Here is an 18,157-nt window from a genome sequence, read left to right as displayed (position 1 = left end):
TTTTGCAATTGGATTGTAACATTGTGAAGATGTATTGAGCCAATACTCATAGTAATCGCAATACCTTCAGATAACGATATACTCTCTATCCATCAGTATTGCCTATCCAATGCTTCAAAAAAGGCGATTCCCCATAGCATTTCACATTAACTCTCTTATCTTCAGCTAGATATAGTTTCAGGTCTTCTCTATTTAATATCATGTTATCTTCTACTAAATTTCGTACAATATAGATAGATCGGTCCTGCCACAAAGAAGATTGGACGGACGAGATTGATAAAGTTGTTCCGAGGAAGTGTCAGGAAGAACCAAAATAGAATTAATAAGAAAGCCATCTGAGCATAATTCCGTGTCTGGACACTCCACTCAATTTTTCCCAATATGCTGGCCATAAACCAACCCCAAAAGAAGAAAGCTATAAATCCTAAATATCCAAAGTTTGCAAATGCTTCGGCACACATCGAGAAACCGGTGCCATAATCTAATCCAAGAGAATCTGTTAGCCAGTCGCTAAGGTTTGCTTCTTTCTTTGCAGGGTGAATATCCCAAAAACCAAGATTAGGAATTATGGATGTGAAAGCATAAAGATATGATTTTCCATAACGATAATCTTGCTTTTCCGGAACGAGATTTCGTGTTTTTATTAAACAAAACATCGTCCCCCCCATTTCTGCGACTGCATCAATTGAGCCATTATTTTCTAATCTCATGGATTCCAAACTTGCACTTCTGCCACTTTCAACACGAACATTTGCCACATACGATAATACTTGCAACAATACAAATGCACCTATACAGCCCACTAGCAACCATTTTTTTGTAAGCCTTTTCACCAAATAGTTATATAGAATAACTATAAGAGCGATAAGGATTACTGCAAATGTTCGACCACCAGTAACCAAGATTACCACGATATTTACTACGAAGAAGAGAGTTATGCTTCTTCTCATTGTCTTGTGTTTTCTATATGATATATATAGGCAGATAAGCGACGGAATACAATAATCCGCAATAATACCTGACCAGTTTGATAGCCCCACCTTGTCTTCTCCTTGATAAATTGCAGCATAACCACTTGTCATAGAAATAATCATTTTTTGAACAGTTTCCATCGAATATGGTATAACTGAAACAATAAAAAGAAACCACCCAATCCTTCTTAAACTGTATGTATCATCAACGGATATTTCATCATTATAAAAAGTCTGCCTATTCGTAGAATAATAAGATGCTCCAACTTGGAAAAATGCAAGCATTATTAAAGTGAGAACTTGTGCTTCAAAAATTTCAGGAATGGTACAACCTCTAAATCCTACAAGGGTCCGTTCAGACTCAAGCCCCAAAGCCCACAAGAAAGACTGACCATAAGAAAAGATATAAAGTGTTAGGAGAAATATTATATAAGGAGAGATAAACTGATTTCCCCTCTTCATCCAGCTCATGATGCAATAAATCAGCTGCACCAATCCGAACCAGCCCATCATACTCAACGATTGCATAGTAGGGTAATCGGTAGTATAGCCAACAATTGCATACACACAACTCATAAATATGAGTAGTACTTTTTCTTGTCTAAACATTACCGTTATAAATTTCTACGAGTTGTTTTACTGTTGACTTCGAGTCAAAACCCGCTTTCTTAATCTGTTCAATATTGTCTGGACGCCCCCATTTCTCTTTCCACTCCTCTATGCACTTTGCCCAATTAGCAGCAGGCTCGTTGATGGATTTGAAAAGGATTGTTCCCGTAATATCAGAATCGTGCGAGATAGTATCGGATGCTACTACTGGCAGCCCTGCTGCCTGAGCCTCTACAAGTGATACAGGAAGCCCCTCAAACCAAGATGGCATCACGAAGGTATCCATTGCCTGCATCAGTCGTACTACATCCGAACGTATTCCGGTGAAAATGACAGCATCCTTAAGACCTGCTAACTCTGCCTTTGTTTTCACCTCCTGCATAGTATCGCCTTCACCCACAAGGAGAAGTTTAATCGAAGGCATTGTCTTGTGAAGTTCTGCAAGTATATCCACAAGGAAGTCTTGGTTCTTCAGAGGAATGAAGCGACCTACATGACCTATTACGAAGTCGTCTGCACCAATACCAAACTCTTGACGAACCTCTGCTCTTATGGTTTCGTTGAAAGTATACTGCTCGCAATCTATTCCATTGTTCACCATCATTGCCTTTGAACGAACGCCTGTATATTTGTAGAGCCAGTCAAGAGCCTTATCTGAGCATCCCAGATAGTGGGTAGCATAGGTATGTACTTTCGCCTTGTTTATGTAGTGCAGAATGGTATGCACCCAATGCAGACGGAGTGACTTTTGGATAGACGAACTATGCGAGTGGAAGATACGCACAGGAATGCCGTATTTCTTGGCATAGTAAGCTGGATCAATGGATGTCAAAGACGATATATGCTCATGAATAGCTATATAGTCATGATGCTCTCGGAAGAAATCGTCCAACGCTTTATGATATGCCTTATACCCCTTGTTACGGGCAGGCAGATGATAAATGTTTGCTCCAAATGACTTTGCCTCTTCCTCATAGTCTCCACCAGCTACCTGAGCAAGCAAAAAATCAAACTGAATCTCATTTCTATCGATGGAGCGATACATATTCATTACAAAGGTCTCGAGTCCTCCTCGTTTGAGACCGCCCATTATCTGTAGTACTCGTTTCATTTATTTCTTACCAATCAGTTTGAAAAGGAATGTCAGCACTCGCCCCATTACAGGATTACGATATCCTCTAACATCGATTACTATTAATCCTTTATAGTTATTGAAAGTATGTACTCCATGGTTGTACTTGAAGGTGTTCGGATAAAAGCTGTTCACATCCTCGAAACTCCATTTGCCATCTTTCATTGTTATCTTCTGGAGAATCACGCCATGACCATAACGCAAAGTGCAATCCTGTGCAGGACGGTACAAGTGACCATCTACCGCAAACACCTCTCCTGCATTACGACCGCATAATATAGGAAACTCCACTGTAGCAACTCGCTCTGCGACTTTCAGGTTCTCTCTATCAAAAGTGTAAATCTTTACTGATTTTGAGTTGGTATCCGGCACCATTGTAGTGCAAAGATAAGACTTACCCTCCATCTCGAAGATGGTAGCATCAGCAAATGGTTCTTCTGCCAGATGATGAAGAGGTGTCAGTTTGCGAGTCGCATCATCATATTCATAAACAGTAGAGCAACCAGATGCAGAGTTCTCGGGTATCAGATACACTTTGCCGTTTTGACGAATAATGAATGGAAAAGACAAATGTGTAGGCAGATCAAGAATAATCTCAAAACCTTTCTCTTCAAAAGTCTTGCAGTCTATCACTACACGTGCTATACGTCCACGACGAATATCGTAGCAGTATTCCTCAGCAAGGATAATTATCTCACTCTCCGTAACATCGAGAATGAACGGATCTGCGAACCAACGGTCGTTGATGCGCTTCTTCACCCAATGAATCTTAGGATTCTTGTTCTTGAGAGTATCTGCAAGTCCCTCCTCTATGAATCCCAAGTTCCAAAAATTATGTCGTAATTCGCGAAGTTTCATTTATTATCTTGTTTGTAATTTGATCTAAAAGACAAGCAAACAATGGCCCCCTGTCAATCTTGTTATAGAGAAACTTACATTGTGCCCCTCTCAACTCTTTTAGCCACTGAGTAAAGCCAACATTTCTCCTGATAACATGTGAGAAGTCTTTATTCTCGACCATTGATGTGATTTCAGAAATTTGTTTTGGCTCTAACTTATTACCCAAAACTGAATCAACATACATAGCAGGAAGATTGACTCCCGCTACTGCCATAGAATAGCAGGTAGCATCATTTCGCAGATTAAGTTCAATGAACACATAATCTTTTCCGTTAAACATCGCCTCAACTCCAAATAAACCCACGTAGCCTATCTTCCACAACATAGTTGCCGAATAAGCTACAAGTTGTTCCGTTGTAGTATTATGCTTCTTGACGCTCGAATATGTTGTTCCTCCCAAAAATTCGCGATGCTTCAAAATATAACCCGGAACAAAGATTTCGTCTTTGGTAATAAGTCCTGGTAGCACAATCTCATGCTCATTTTTTATCAACTCCTGGACTTGAAGCATAACTCCATCGGGAACTGAAATTACAACATCCTGAAGTTCTTTTGTATTATTACAATGCCATATATGCTTTCCACCTACATAGCTTTGCAATGGCTTAACTATACATGGGAAAGTTGAGAAATCGCCAACACTATCCTTATTGGTATAACAAGCAGAAATAGGTGTTGCAAAGCCTACTTCCTTAGCTAGTTCAACCTGCCTTTGCTTATCCATGAAAGCAGTCAGAACCCCGTCTGCACCTGCATTAAAGAAATCATAATACGAGTGCACCTCCTCATAATGCATATCAAATACTTGTGACACGCCATCTGCACAACTAATAATAATCGGCTTGTCTTGCCCTTTGTTGTTCATTGCCCACTGATACAAAGCATCAGCATCTTTTAGGAATGTAGCATTTTTTACATATTTTGACTTGGAGACAAAACTTTTTACACACCCTACGATGACGAGTTCTATCTGTCCGAAGGCTTCACCAATACAACGCACTACGCTCAATGTGTTATGATGTGAAGCGCCAATAATTATGATCCTTCTCATTTATAGTTTTCGCTTCTCTTAATTTTCAGTTTTCTCAATATCGGATTTATGAACTGAACAAAGAATGGCTTCATATCTCCTGAATGACTCATTAAGAAACCATTTGACTTCCGAATTTCCTTCAACCATGTCCAAACAGAAATATCGCCACACGCAACAGAAGCAAAATGGTGCATCTCCCAAATATAATAACCAGGGTGATATTCTGTCTGCTTTGTCAATGGCAAGCCGAGAAGATCTTCTACGTGATTCAATGGAAGATTAGCTCCATATTTTGTAACGAAAGCCTCTGCACCATCATTTCGCAGGTTTATCTCTGTAAAATAAAATTTGTCATCATCTTTACAATGCATCATCTCTACAGAGAATAAGCCAACATAACCAGCTGCAGATACTAAATTCTCAATACTTTTTTTAATCGGTCCATCTTCCAATGACTGCATGTTGGCCAAACACTCCAAGCCCACATGTTTTGGATAGAGAGTAAGTTTGTTTTCTATAGCAGGAATTAAACAAATTCCTGATGACAGCCCACAGCCTAAGATGCTGATTTCGTAATCACGCTTAATATATTGCTGAAGTAGCACCTTCTTTGTATAGTCAAGAGAGTTAAGATTCTTTTCAAGTTCCTCTCGCGAGCAGCACACTCGAATATCACTCTTAGCGCCTTCGCAACTTACCAATGGCTTAATAAGACAAGGATAAGTTACATCATCTGGAATTTGCTTTGTATCGTTCAGATTCCAAGACTTAGGTACATTGAAACCTGCATCGATAGCCATACGTACTTGATTCTCTTTCTTCGCAAGATAATCAAGGGTATAATTTATTGCATGTTCAAATAAGAAACGATCCTTAAGTCTTTCCTTGTTTCTTTCGAGAGTGAGAGCAGCCATATCGCAAGTAGCAATAATTGGCATTCTCTCTTGAGTATTGAAATTAGCTTCTACAAGCTTATCAATACATGCCTGTGCATCCTTTGCAGATATAACACGCTCTACATATTTACTACTCTTTACAAAATCATTCTTGAAGCCATATACAAGACCTATAGATCTATAGCCGGCTTTACCTAACGACTGGATTACTCCAACGCTATTGGTATGGTCATTGCCAAAGACAATTACTTTCTTCATTTTCTATCTTACTTATCGAAACCAGATAGTAAATACTACCTGAGCTTCTTTTTTATAACTACCGGATTACCTGCTACCAATACACCAGAAGGCATCTTTTTGGTAGCAACAGAACCTGCTGCGATAATACTTAAAATTTCAACCTTTACTCCTAGAAGAATTGTGGCATTAGCTCCTACCCATACGTTGTTACCTATTATCACAGAAGCCAACATTTTGGAAAATAGATATCAGGGAATACCTTCTAATATCTAGTCAACTTTGACAATTTATCTAATATTTCGATTATCAGTTTTTAACAAATTGATTATTAGTTTTCTTTCATAAGCATTTAACCCTATACAAAACATTATTGCCAAAACTACTGCCATAGAAATTATTAAGAAAAAGAGACGATAATATAATCCGCTGTATGCCATACATAAGGAATAACCACCAAGCGTAATAATAACTGAAATGGCGCAAGGAATAATTGTTCTCTTTAGATATGTTCTAATTGGTAAATGAGCATCCTCTTTTGCTATTGCAATAATTGCCACATAATTTATCACTTCAAATATTATCAATGTCCAGAACACAACATAAGGTTCACAACCCTGTCTAAGTAAGATATAAGACGCCAATAAAGGGAGTGAGAGAATTGATATTTCTGCAAGTTGATATCGTTTCAAATTGCCAACCGTCTTAAATAAGTTATTTAGTGGATAGTGTATTGAACGAATAACAGAATGCAGCATTATTATTTTCATAAATCCTATCGTATAATCAGGAACTTGACCTAACCACAATAACAATATCTCTTTACTAAATACACATAAAGGCAATGCTATAAAGATCTGAAGAATAATATATATTTTGGATGCAAAATATATCACATCTAAAGTCCTCTCAATCTGTCCTGATGCGTATGTTTTTGTGCAGTATGGATTTATAACTGTTGTAACTGAATCCAAAGCCTTACCCAAAGCTGCATTTGCCTGATAAGCAATTGTTCTTGCAGCATTTGCAACAACTCCAGAGAATGTGTTTATCAACATATTTAGACCGTTCTGAGTAATCGCAAATGCTGTATTTCCCAAAAAATTCCATCCAGCAAAAGCACTCATGTCAATAAATATTTTCTTATCCCATACTCGTTTGAATCTACATTCCGAAAAGCGAGATCTGCAATACCAAAGATTCACCAAGAATACTATTATTGTGATTATAAATTGCAGTATGGCATACAGAATAAGTTTATCAATAGGAGAATATGCTAATGCGAAAACTATTGCAAGTCTAAGAACAGCTTCTAATACTGCAATGTATGCATAAAAATTCATCTTTTCATGCGCCAATACTAATGCATCAAAGGGGGTTGTAATCATACTAATTACAACAGATAGTAAAGAAAACTGTAAAACCCAATGAGTTGCAAATACTCGTGATGGATCAATAGACATCTTGCACTCAATGAACCAGATTCCAAGACCTTCTCCTAATACAAAAAGTGCGATACTAATTATTACATGAATCAAAATTGACATGTTGAAAATAGTGCATACCTTGTCAAATTTACCCTCTCCCATTGAGTAGTTAACAAAGCGCTGAGTGGATGTTGCAAACAAACCTCGTAAAGAGGAAAACATAGCAACAACGCTACCTATTACACCATATATTCCAAAGTCATCAACTCCCAGTTGCTGCAATACAATCCTTGAAGTGTATAAAGTAATGACAGTTAAGATTACCATTCGAACATACATATATGCAGTGTTCTTTGCCAATCTTTTACCTATTGATTCAGTCTTCATTTCTTTCCCTTTCTTTTCGATTTCCTAATACTATTGGCATGTATCTCTTTGTGAAAATTATGAGAGGATAAAAGAGGCACATAATAATTATCCCCAGTATCATACCATATATACTATTCCATTCTCCCACCAGAAAGGAGAAAATTGGTTTTACGACATTTATAATAAGCAGATTCAATCCAACAATCAAAGGGGCTCCGATGCAGAGTACTGTTAGTTGAGACTTAATATATGAAACATATTCAATTATCATCTTGCATATAGTCAATATAGAAATCGTGGTAGCGATACCGGTAAATATAAATAAGCTATAATAAGAACCATAACGCATCGTATCAATATCGCACCTACCATTAAACTGAGAAATGAAATAGGATAATACAAGAACAATGACAGTAAGCGAGACTTTCTTGTAATTTCTGCAACATGAGCTATTCAAAAGTTGTTTGCTTTCCGTCCCTATTAAAAAGAACGGATATGCCATTATTGCTGAGTCTAACGGTATATAAGTATCAATATTATAATAAGTCAGCAACCTTACTGCTACGAAACACAACACGAATTGAAGTGTTTTAGATATTTTTGTCTTAGGCACTACTGCATATACTATCTTAATAATGAATAGAGCATAGAAAAACCACATTGGCGTACATACAGGTGTAAGAGATTCTGTCGCATAACCTACACCAAGAGCTATTGCAAACATCTGAGACTTCAACAGTCCGATACTGAAAGTCCCTTTGTACAATTCAAGTAATGAAAAAAAATCAAGCATACCGCATTCAGACAAATGTATGGTATCATCAAAGTCTTAAAACTACCTTTTATGACAGGTATCCTCTCTATATAATCTTTTGCAAAGAGTCCTGATATGACAAAAAACAACGGCATATGGAAAGAATAAATATAACAACGCAAATCATCACTAACCATATTACCATGCCCTAATACCATAAGATATAAACCTATGACTTTTGCAAAATCAATCCAATATAAATGTTTGTTCATTTGTCGCAAGGAGAAATACTCATCATTTAATTTAAAAGTACCAAATTATCTGTCAATCAATAAACCGAACTCTTCTGATATAATGTAACGAGCTACCTCATACTGTTACAATGGTTCCAAATAAGATGAGATAGATTCTCCATCGTATCATAATTTACCTGCAGACTTCCCATCAGATTGTTTACCTGATTTGTAGCAAGCTGAAACTTGCAATCACTCAATGCTTATCGTAGATTATCATGTATCTCCATATCCTCAAAATTTCCAATATCTGGACTGGCAATTTGTCCTGATATTGAAGGCATTTCTCGATATATGTATCCTCCATCTGGAAGCAGTAATCAAAGTATTCAAACCAATTGCCAAAGTAAGGCCCAAGAAAGTATAGCGAACCCAACTGAGGTTTAGCTGAAAGCTTCTTATTACAATAGCTCCTAAGCTCTTCTTGGCTCAACTTGCTGGCTTCGGCATAATTTAGTTGTGAAATGTCTCCCACCATTTGCTTACCATACCAATCAAGTTGCTGTAGCCATTTCAACAAGAGCTTATCTATCGTTTTCTTGCTTCTGTAGTTTGGGATAAAGCTTGTGAAATAGTAAAAAATAACAGAGGCTATCACAGAGAGAGCTACTGCATAGAAAACATCTCCCAGTGGAACCAACCACTGGTATGAAGCCTCTATGTTCACAAATAGCATCTTATATAGCAATGTCCATACGAAGCAAGCAATCCCTAGAATTCCTGCCATGCCAGGGTACGACTTGATGAATGCTTTGAAGCGTTCCCAAAATGGGAGCGGATTAATCTTACCAATAAACATCGTATTTGGGTTTTATTGTTATCTTATTTCTCTACAATTATGCCATTCGTTATAAAATCCAGTATCAAGGAAACTTTGAAGAGTTTCGAAAGCATCAATAATGTACTTAGTTGGCTACTCCCTACATAATTGCAACACCCAAAGATTGGAGACTATGACGAAATACGATTCTTCTTATTATCGGTTTCCGTATTTGTCTCTAACAATCCTTTGATACAACTTTACACGAGGTCAGCAGTCTGTCTCGGATAAGAGCACTTCTTACCAAATATGCTGGACAGATCCTCAATTGCAGTAGGCTTGCTAATCAAAGAGGCTGCAACTTCGTATCTTGCTATAAACTCTTGTAGCTCCATTTACTACTTATCAAGTATTTCGTATTTACTATGTTTGCTCTTAAACTCCAACACAATTTCCTTCATTTTCTTCACGATGGTCATATCATCGGCAGTAAAAGAGAGTTCATAAAGTTCTTTCTCGTTCTGGAGTGCGAGTTCATAAGGATATTCACGAACAGAAGCCACCATAATCTTAGGATGAACCGTTGGCTTTGTACCTTCCTTATCAGAGAGCACTTCCTCGTAGAGTTTCTCACCATCACGAAGACCAGTAAACTCAATCTTCACATCCTTAGCACCCGAGAGGTCGATCATTCGTTGAGCAAGGTCGGCAATACGTACAGGCTCACCCATGTCGAAGACGAAAATCTCTCCCCCTTTACCCATAGTACCAGCTTCGAGCACCAGACGACATGCCTCAGGGATGAGCATGAAGAAACGGATGATGTCTTTGTGAGTGACGGTAACAGGACCACCTTTGCGAATCTGTTCCTTGAATATAGGGATAACAGAACCGTTGGAGCCAAGGACATTACCGAAACGAGTAGTCACAAATTGAGTCTCTGGTTTCTTGCCGTTGGCTGTTTCAAATTTCAAGGAACCTTCAGCAATAGCCTTATTGAGACTCTGGCAGTAGATTTCACAGATACGCTTTGAACAACCCATCACGTTGGTCGGGTTAACGGCCTTATCGGTGGAGATCATCACGAACTTCTTGGTGCCATACTTTAATGCAAGGTCAGCAATGACACGTGTACCGTGGATATTGTTCTGTACTGCCTCAGTAGGATTGTCCTCCATCATAGGCACGTGCTTATAGGCTGCGGCATGGAAGACATATTCAGGACGGTACTCAGAGAAAATCTTCTCCATACGGTCAGGTTTGCAAATGCTGGTGACGATGGTCGCTACGTGAAGGTCGCTATGATTGCGAGCCATATAGAGGCGAACGTCGTGCATTGGAGTCTCAGCCTGATCGACAAGGATAAGGTCGGCAGGTTGGAACTTAGCCACCTGACGCGCCATCTCGCTTCCGATGGAGCCAGCTGCACCCGTGATGAGAATACGTTTGTCATGAAGCATCTCGCCTATGGCATCCATATCCACCTCAATCTTCTCGCGAGGAAGAAGGTCTTCAATTTCAACCTCGTGAAGCTGTTGATGAGTCAATTCACTCTTGCCGTCCCACTCTTCTACTCCTCGTGGCATCATCATGATCTTAATGTTGGCAGCAACGAGGGCATCGATGAGGGTGGTACGTGTAATGAAATGGTTGGTCTGGAGTGGAGATACAAGGAGGACTGCCACCTGATAGCGCTTCATGGTGGCAACGACCTTATCTTCATCAAAGTGCACCTGTTCGCCCAAGAGCCATGTACCATTGAGAGAGCGGTCAGTGGAGATAAATCCACAAAGGCGGTAGCGCTGAAGGTTCTCGTTCTTGAGACTCTTGGCGAGAGCTATTCCTCCTTGCATACATCCGTAGATGAACACCTTCTGGATGTTGGCATCACCACGGTAGGTATCGTGCAGACTTTTGACAAGCACTCGCAAACACCACATGAGCATAGTGGCCACAATGAAAAGCATGATGACACTATCGAAGCGTGGGATAAGCAGATAAGGTGCGAGTTTTGCATACACCTGTACCTGATGAAGCAGACAGGTGCCAACGCTTGCAAGAGCAGTACTGTAGGCTACGCGATGGAGGTCAACGAAGCTAGAGTAGCGCATCACACCGTTGTAAGTGTGGAAAGCAAAGAAGGAGATGATATACACTATGAGACACAAGCCGAGACCAAAGGTGACTTGCCAGAAGTATTGTGCCAACTCCAAACCTCCATGCTGGAGGTAATACACAAAGAGTCCTGATACATAGACTGCCATACAATCCATGACAAGGATGCACCAGTAGGGCAGTGCCTTGCGCGAGAAGTACCAGTTGCTGATCTTACGCAATAATTCTTTCATGTTTATATTGTTTTGTAGCAGGCAACGGATTCGATCCGCAGCATCACGCCAATTGCTTAGAGGCATTTATTTTTCAGATGTTCCGTAGTATTTCGCATACCACTGAGCAAACGCCCTCAAGCCGTCACGAAGGCTAGTAGATGGTTTAAAGCCAAAATCTTGCTCCAATGGGGTGGTATCTGCATAGGTAATTGGTACATCCCCAGGCTGCATAGGTACGAGTTCCTTGTGCGCTTCGAAATCATAATCCTGTGGGAGTATATTTGCACAAATGAGTTCCTCCTGCAGGATAGTCACAAAGTCAAGAAGGTTTTCAGGTGAATTATTACCAATGTTATAAACCTTGTATGGAGGAATTGGAAGTCCATCTTCACCGTTCCGCTTCTCAGGAGCGTGCTGTATGATGCGAACTACTCCCTCCACAATATCATCCACATAAGTAAAATCACGTTTACAATTACCATAATTGAAAATCTTGATAGTTTCGCCTTTTACAAGCTTGTCGGTAAACCCGAAATACGCCATATCCGGACGACCTGCAGGACCATAAACCGTAAAGAAACGCAAGCCTGTTGATGGGATATTATAGAGTTTTGAATATGCGTGAGCCATCAACTCGTTACTCTTCTTTGTTGCTGCATAAAGGCTGACCGGGTTATCAACCTTGTCGTCAGTTGAATACGGAACTTTCTTGTTACTGCCATAGACTGATGATGAAGAAGCATAAACCAAGTGCTCCACCTCATAATGACGGCAGGCTTCAAGGATATTATAGAAACCGATAAGATTACTTTGGACATAGGCATCAGGATTGGTGATACTGTAACGGACGCCTGCCTGGGCCGCAAGATTTACGACAACGGAAATTTTGTTTTCAGAGAAAATTCTTTCTACCGCATCCTTATCGGCAATCGAGGCACGGACAAAAATCCAGTCACGGTCTAACGACTCTATTTCCTTGAGACGCTCATATTTGATATTGACATCGTAATAATCGGTGATGGAATCAATACCGATTACCCTGATATTTCGGAAATCATGGAAAAGGCGCATGACAAGGTTACTCCCAATAAAACCGGCAGCACCCGTTACAAGCACAGTCTTTCCGTCCAGCTCTACATTATATGGCAACATGGTCAGTCCCTTCTAAAAATGTCACGTGTATAAACCTTGGCTTCCACATCTTCCAGACTGTTGTCAAAACGGTTGGCTATGATAGCCTTGCTCTGCGCCTTGAATCCAGCAAGATCATTAACGACTCTGCTGCCGAAGAATGTAGTCCCGTCCTCAAGCGTGGGTTCATAGATGATCACTTCCGCACCCTTCGCCTTGATACGTTTCATTATACCTTGGATGGCAGACTGGCGGAAATTGTCAGAGTTCGATTTCATGGTCAAACGGTATACACCGATGACGCAAGTATGTTCCTTGGATGCGTCCCATTGTCCATTTCCTGTATAATAGCCTGCCTTGCGGAGCACTGCATCAGCTATATAATCCTTACGGGTTTTGTTTGATTCCACGATTGCGGACATCATATTCTGGGGAACATCCTGATAATTGGCAAGGAGTTGCTTGGTATCTTTCGGCAGACAGTAACCACCATAACCGAATGAGGGATTGTTATAATGTGTCCCGATACGTGGATCAAGACCTACGCCCTCAATGATGGCTTTACTATCCAATCCTTTCATTTCAGCGTATGTGTCAAGTTCATTGAAATAGCTGACACGGAGAGCCAGGTAGGTGTTGGCGAAGAGCTTGACTGCTTCCGCCTCTTTTATGCCCATAAAGAGCGTGTCGATGTTTTCTTTGACAGCCCCTTCCTGCAAAAGGGCAGCAAATGTCCTAGCTGCTTCCTGTAACATAGTGACATTCGTGACAGACCGGATCGCCTTGTTTTCTTCATCAAACTCCGGGCCGTCAATGATCTTCGGATAACCTACAATGATACGGCTCGGATAAAGGTTGTCATAGAGGGCCTTGCTTTCACGAAGGAACTCCGGTGAAAACAGCAGGTTGAACTTCTTGACTCCTTTCTGGGCATATTTTACATAAAGGTTACGGGTATAGCCCACCGGAATTGTCGATTTGATGACCATTACAGCATCGGGATTCACTTCAAGCACAAGATCGATAACTTCCTCCACACGACTCGTATCGAAGTAATTCTTCACAGGATCGTAGTTTGTAGGAGCGGCTATTACCACAAAGTCGGCATCAGCATAGGCTGACCTCCCGTCCAAAGTGGCAACAAGATCAAGCGGCTTTTCAGCCAGATACTTCTCGATATAATCATCCTGGATAGGGGAAACCTTGTTGTTCAGTTTCTCCACCTTTTCCGGGATTACATCCACGGCAGTTACATGATGATGTTGTGATAGCAGTGTCGCTATGCTCAGTCCCACATAGCCAGTTCCGGCTACTGCGACCCGAATCTCTTTGAAATCACGCATATTATGTTTGATTTGGTTTTATCAATAGCAGTTTATTTACCCTCCCGACTTGTATGCTTCTCTCCATAACCATAGCCATAACCGTAACGCTTGCCATAGCCATAATACTTGCCGTATTTACCATAACCATAATAATAGCCGTACTTCTTTTTCTGAAGATCCAAGCCGTTAATGGCGATACAGAGGTTAGGCAGTTTGTTGTTTTCCATAAGCTCATTGATCAAAGTAAACTCTGCCTTACGGGTATAATCGGCACGGCATACGTATACCGACAAATCAGCAGTACGCCCTATCAGCAAGGTATCAGTTACCATACCCACGGGGGCCGTATCCAGAATCACATAGTCAAAATTAGCCTTCAACGTTTCGATGGCTTTTTCCAAGCCGTCACGGGCCAATAATTCCGTTGGATTGGGAGGAACTGATCCGCCCGGAAGAATAAACAGATTCTCGTTTATATCGGAAGGCTGTACCAAATCCATCAGATTCTTTGTCGGATTGGTCAGAAACTGGGTAATACCATGTTCCTTTTGGGAAATATTAAAAACCTTATTCAAGCCAGGCTTACGAATGTCAAGACCAACTATCACAACTTTTTTACCTAATAAAGAAAGACTGATGGCCAAATTGGATGATACGAAAGACTTACCTTCACCACTGATGGTAGAAGTCACCAGAATCACATTTTTGCCATTTTCAAGCATAAACTGAAGATTGGTACGTACATTACGGAATGTCTCGCTCATCAGGTTATTATAATTCTCAAATACAGCTATAGAACCGGACTTTTCATCCGCCAACGGGATATCGCCAATAACAGGAAGAGAAGTTAATTTTTCAACATCAGCACGGCCCTCAATCTTGAATTTGGTCAATCCAATCAGATAAATAATACCTACCGGAAATCCTACTCCTAATACCAAGGCGGCAAGATAGACCATCATCCTCTTAGGAGAAACCGGATTGTCGTCAGCTAACGCTTCATCAATAATCTTGGCATTATTTGCTGTAGCTGCCAAAGTGATGGCATTCTCTTCACGTTTTTGAAGTAACATCAAATAAAGACCGGCCTTAATTTCCTGCTGCCGAGCGATACTTACGAACTGGCGTTCCTGGGTCGGAGCGTCATTAATGCGACGGGAATAGCGGTTCGCCTCACGGACAAGGTCTTCTTTGGTTATCTGCAATCCTTTCAATGTAGCATCCAGCGTAGCCTGTACATTGCTCCGCATCGCACGGATACTAGTATCCAAATTTATGATCGTCGGATTATTCTCGGTTGATGTACGGAGCAAGCGCTTTCTTTCAACCAACATTTCATTATATCTGTCTATTGCACCAGCTGATGCCGCATCCTGTAATCCAATATTACTTGGCAAGACCTCATATTCATTACCTTGCATATAGCGTTGCAAATCCATCACCAAATTGATTTGAGTCTGGTTTTCCACACGCTTCTTTTCATATTCAGCATTACCGGTTAAGGCTATTTGCGCCTCACTGCTCAAATCTGTAATTCCGGCACTACGCTTGAAGTTCTCCAAGTCTTGTTCGGTACTTCCAAGTTCCTTGGAAATAATGCCGATACGTTCGTCGATGAATTCTGCGGTTTTTTGGGCTACCTCATTCTTGTCATTATTGGCATTGATATTGTACATCTCAAGGAGTTTGTTGATGAAGTCCTTGCCACGCCGGGTATTTGAGTTCTTTAACGAAAGAACAGCTACAGAAGTAGTTTTTGATGTAGGGGCTATCGACAAGGACTGGATATATCCTTTGGCCACAGACATCGGCCGGTTTATAAAAGCTTTTATATGACGCTCTTTACTTTCCTCCTTAGCCTGATTGGTCGTCAATGTATCCTTGCTTTCAAAAAAGGCGACCGTCCCCTCATCGGTCGGAAAAACAGCAGGTAATTTATCGAATTGTTTCCGATACTCTTTGTCTTTCACTGTTATCAACGCATCCATCCCACCATTGGGAAATAAAGTCATCTCCACTTCCATTGGTGCAGACAGTTTTTCCGCCTCCTGTGGAGTCAAGCTCACCACTACGGGCGAGGTACGGTAAAGTTCCCTATTAGGAAACTCATCTTCATCCTTATAAGTCACAAACAGTCCCAGATTGTTGACCACTTCACGGGCAAGAGACTTTGATTTCAGCACCTCGATTTCATTGTCTACATTGTTCGACGAGGAAACGAAACCGTCCAGTCCCATCTTTTCCAGTTCGGAGGACATGCTTGCACCACCGCCTTTCTTGTCATCCTTGATCAAGACTGTAGCGGATATATTATAGACAGGAGTAGCCAGACGCAGGTAGCCCCATGCGCAGACGATACAGATTATTACAGAAACCACAAACCAAGGCCAATAGATCAGGTAACGGAAAAGGATTTCCTGAATATTCACCTGCTCTTCCGGTTGCTCACCCCGGTTCTCTCTTTTTTCCTCAATCATATCTATATTACTATTTGAAGATTGTTACTAATAAACTTGCCAATGATACCAGAATAGAAGTAGCGGAGAACCACAAGCTGGTACTGTTACCTATATCAGAGTTACGAGCTTTTGCTTTATTAGGAGTCACATAGACTATATCATTCTGCTGTAACCAATAATAAGGAGAAAGAATTGTCTCCGCCTTGTTTAAATCCAATGTTACAATTTCCTGTTTGCCATCAGCACCCTCACGAATCAGTTTCACATTGTCACGAACTCCCCAGACCGTCATGTCACCGGCCATGGCAAGAGCTTCCAACAAGTTGACTTTCTCATTGTTGATAGTAAATGTACCCGGACGGGCAACCTCACCTAATACAGAAATTTTATAGTTTACCATACGGACAGTAACTATCGGAGTCTCCTTTATGTAAGGTTTCAGTTTGTCTATTATCAGTTGTTCAGCTTCTCTTTTCGTCAATCCACCCACTTTCAATTCACCCAGAACAGGAAAATTGATCTTGCCTTCATTATCTACCAGATAAGGTTGTAAGACAGGCTGGGTAGTCAATTGGGTGCTGGCAGTAGCCGCATTAGCAGGAGTTGCCACCGTCAAGTTGAACGGAACTGCAAGTTCCGGACTAGTACATGAGACTACGATAGTAAGTAAGTCTTTAGGCATTATCTTGGCATCATATAAATTTTCCTGTTGATTGGTGTCCTTTACAACTCCCGCATCCTGCAAATAAGGTACTTTCTTATAGGACTGGCAGGAAGCAAACAGAAATACCGCTATCAGACAGGAAAACAAACTTCCATACAAGCTTCGTACATTCAAATGCGTGCGCAATGATTTATTCATATTAAATGATAATTTATTTATAGAATCTTTTGTTGATTATTCCCTATTTATTCTTTATCCAGTACTTCAAATCGCGGAGAATTTTTTGATTTGAACTCCGGAACTATTTTCTTCATCAACCGCACGGTATCCATGATCTTTACCGCACGCGACAACCTTTCAAACTCTGCATAAGTATCAAGAATATCAGCATATTCATACCGACGAACTTTGGCGATCATGATTTTCTTATTCTCTGTTGGGATCGTATTTTCTTTATCGCTCAATACCTCTTCATAAAGCTTCTCACCCGGACGTAATCCCGTGAATTCTATTTTGATGTCTTCACCCGGACGATAGCCAGCCAATTCGATCATACGAGTCGCTAGATCAACGATCTTGACTGCTTTTCCCATCTCAAAAACAAAGATCTCATTGCCCTCACCCATTGTGGCGGCCTCCATTACCAAACGGCAAGCTTCGGGAATGGTCATGAAGAAACGAATAATATCAGGGTGAGTAACAGTCACCGGCCCACCATTCTCTATCTGTTCTTTAAAACGAGGAATGACAGAACCGTTACTACCCAATACATTACCAAAGCGGGTGGTGATAAATTTTGTATGACCTTTCACTTTTCCTTCACGGATAGCGCATCCCAGACTTTGAACATAGATTTCTGCCAAACGT

15 protein-coding genes are annotated in these 18,157 nt (G+C 40.6%); all 15 read right to left on the bottom strand.

Annotated features, from left to right (window positions below; all coding sequences use genetic code 11):
• Window positions 1-203: 203 nt before the first annotated feature.
• Window positions 204-1,580, bottom strand: a complete 1,377-nt coding sequence (gene wzy, locus BSCG_RS08555) for an O-antigen polysaccharide polymerase Wzy (RefSeq protein WP_008776630.1) — start codon at window positions 1,578-1,580, stop codon at window positions 204-206.
• Complete coding sequence (locus tag BSCG_RS08560) at window positions 1,573-2,691, bottom strand: glycosyltransferase family 1 protein (RefSeq protein ID WP_032849621.1); 1,119 nt, start codon at window positions 2,689-2,691, stop codon at window positions 1,573-1,575. The genes wzy and BSCG_RS08560 overlap by 8 nt, the downstream gene beginning before the upstream one ends.
• Window positions 2,692-3,570, bottom strand: a complete 879-nt coding sequence (locus BSCG_RS08565; protein WP_008776628.1) for a hypothetical protein — start codon at window positions 3,568-3,570, stop codon at window positions 2,692-2,694.
• The gene (locus tag BSCG_RS08570; protein ID WP_008776627.1) at window positions 3,545-4,663 is read right to left on the bottom strand and encodes an ATP-grasp domain-containing protein; all 1,119 of its coding nucleotides are present in this window, start codon (window positions 4,661-4,663) and stop codon (window positions 3,545-3,547) included. Before BSCG_RS08570 ends, BSCG_RS08565 begins: the two co-directional genes overlap by 26 nt.
• Entirely contained in the window at window positions 4,660-5,799 is a 1,140-nt protein-coding gene (locus BSCG_RS08575) for an ATP-grasp domain-containing protein (protein WP_008776626.1), read from the bottom strand. The genes BSCG_RS08570 and BSCG_RS08575 overlap by 4 nt, the downstream gene beginning before the upstream one ends.
• A 35-nt stretch (window positions 5,800-5,834) precedes the next feature.
• Window positions 5,835-6,014, bottom strand: coding sequence for a DapH/DapD/GlmU-related protein (locus BSCG_RS30920; RefSeq protein WP_008776625.1), 180 nt, complete (start codon window positions 6,012-6,014; stop codon window positions 5,835-5,837).
• 54 nt (window positions 6,015-6,068) lie between these two features.
• Window positions 6,069-7,592: a lipopolysaccharide biosynthesis protein gene (locus BSCG_RS08585; RefSeq protein WP_008776624.1), complete on the bottom strand. Its 1,524-nt coding sequence runs from the start codon at window positions 7,590-7,592 to the stop codon at window positions 6,069-6,071.
• 714 nt (window positions 7,593-8,306) lie between these two features.
• Window positions 8,307-8,600, bottom strand: a complete 294-nt coding sequence (locus BSCG_RS29720) for an acyltransferase family protein (RefSeq protein ID WP_118161022.1) — start codon at window positions 8,598-8,600, stop codon at window positions 8,307-8,309.
• Window positions 8,601-8,817: 217 nt separating this feature from the next.
• Entirely contained in the window at window positions 8,818-9,420 is a 603-nt protein-coding gene (locus tag BSCG_RS08590; RefSeq protein ID WP_008776622.1) for a hypothetical protein, read from the bottom strand.
• A 359-nt stretch (window positions 9,421-9,779) separates the two neighbouring features.
• Entirely contained in the window at window positions 9,780-11,729 is a 1,950-nt protein-coding gene (locus tag BSCG_RS08595; RefSeq protein WP_008776621.1) for a polysaccharide biosynthesis protein, read from the bottom strand.
• A gap of 66 nt (window positions 11,730-11,795) precedes the next feature.
• Complete coding sequence (locus BSCG_RS08600) at window positions 11,796-12,863, bottom strand: NAD-dependent epimerase/dehydratase family protein (protein ID WP_008776620.1); 1,068 nt, start codon at window positions 12,861-12,863, stop codon at window positions 11,796-11,798.
• A gap of 2 nt (window positions 12,864-12,865) precedes the next feature.
• Window positions 12,866-14,185 (bottom strand): UDP binding domain-containing protein, encoded by a 1,320-nt coding sequence (locus tag BSCG_RS08605; protein WP_004309249.1) that lies wholly within the window; start codon window positions 14,183-14,185, stop codon window positions 12,866-12,868.
• 32 nt (window positions 14,186-14,217) lie between these two features.
• Window positions 14,218-16,644, bottom strand: coding sequence for a GumC family protein (locus BSCG_RS08610; protein WP_008776619.1), 2,427 nt, complete (start codon window positions 16,642-16,644; stop codon window positions 14,218-14,220).
• Window positions 16,645-16,654: 10 nt separating this feature from the next.
• Window positions 16,655-17,488 carry a polysaccharide biosynthesis/export family protein gene (locus BSCG_RS08615; protein WP_004303599.1) on the bottom strand — a complete coding sequence of 278 codons (834 nt, stop codon included), beginning with the start codon at window positions 17,486-17,488 and terminating at the stop codon, window positions 16,655-16,657.
• Window positions 17,489-17,535: 47 nt separating this feature from the next.
• Window positions 17,536-18,157: polysaccharide biosynthesis protein (locus BSCG_RS08620; protein ID WP_175285326.1), on the bottom strand; the 622-nt coding region annotated here is incomplete at its 5' end.

It is taken from the genome of Bacteroides sp. 2_2_4, assembly GCF_000157055.1.
GTDB lineage: Bacteria > Bacteroidota > Bacteroidia > Bacteroidales > Bacteroidaceae > Bacteroides > Bacteroides ovatus.
The sequence above is the reverse complement of the archived record's forward strand: the minus strand, read 5'-3'. Positions and strand labels throughout refer to the sequence as shown.

Coding starts and splice junctions, on each gene's coding strand:
- wzy (WP_008776630.1), bottom strand. CDS start 1,580: ATGTTTAGACAAGAAAAAGTACTACTCATATTTATGAGTTGTGTGTAT.
- BSCG_RS08560 (WP_032849621.1), bottom strand. CDS start 2,691: ATGAAACGAGTACTACAGATAATGGGCGGTCTCAAACGAGGAGGACTC.
- BSCG_RS08565 (WP_008776628.1), bottom strand. CDS start 3,570: ATGAAACTTCGCGAATTACGACATAATTTTTGGAACTTGGGATTCATA.
- BSCG_RS08570 (WP_008776627.1), bottom strand. CDS start 4,663: ATGAGAAGGATCATAATTATTGGCGCTTCACATCATAACACATTGAGC.
- BSCG_RS08575 (WP_008776626.1), bottom strand. CDS start 5,799: ATGAAGAAAGTAATTGTCTTTGGCAATGACCATACCAATAGCGTTGGA.
- BSCG_RS30920 (WP_008776625.1), bottom strand. CDS start 6,014: ATGTTGGCTTCTGTGATAATAGGTAACAACGTATGGGTAGGAGCTAAT.
- BSCG_RS08585 (WP_008776624.1), bottom strand. CDS start 7,592: ATGAAGACTGAATCAATAGGTAAAAGATTGGCAAAGAACACTGCATAT.
- BSCG_RS29720 (WP_118161022.1), bottom strand. CDS start 8,600: ATGAACAAACATTTATATTGGATTGATTTTGCAAAAGTCATAGGTTTA.
- BSCG_RS08590 (WP_008776622.1), bottom strand. CDS start 9,420: ATGTTTATTGGTAAGATTAATCCGCTCCCATTTTGGGAACGCTTCAAA.
- BSCG_RS08595 (WP_008776621.1), bottom strand. CDS start 11,729: ATGAAAGAATTATTGCGTAAGATCAGCAACTGGTACTTCTCGCGCAAG.
- BSCG_RS08600 (WP_008776620.1), bottom strand. CDS start 12,863: ATGTTGCCATATAATGTAGAGCTGGACGGAAAGACTGTGCTTGTAACG.
- BSCG_RS08605 (WP_004309249.1), bottom strand. CDS start 14,185: ATGCGTGATTTCAAAGAGATTCGGGTCGCAGTAGCCGGAACTGGCTAT.
- BSCG_RS08610 (WP_008776619.1), bottom strand. CDS start 16,644: ATGATTGAGGAAAAAAGAGAGAACCGGGGTGAGCAACCGGAAGAGCAG.
- BSCG_RS08615 (WP_004303599.1), bottom strand. CDS start 17,488: ATGAATAAATCATTGCGCACGCATTTGAATGTACGAAGCTTGTATGGA.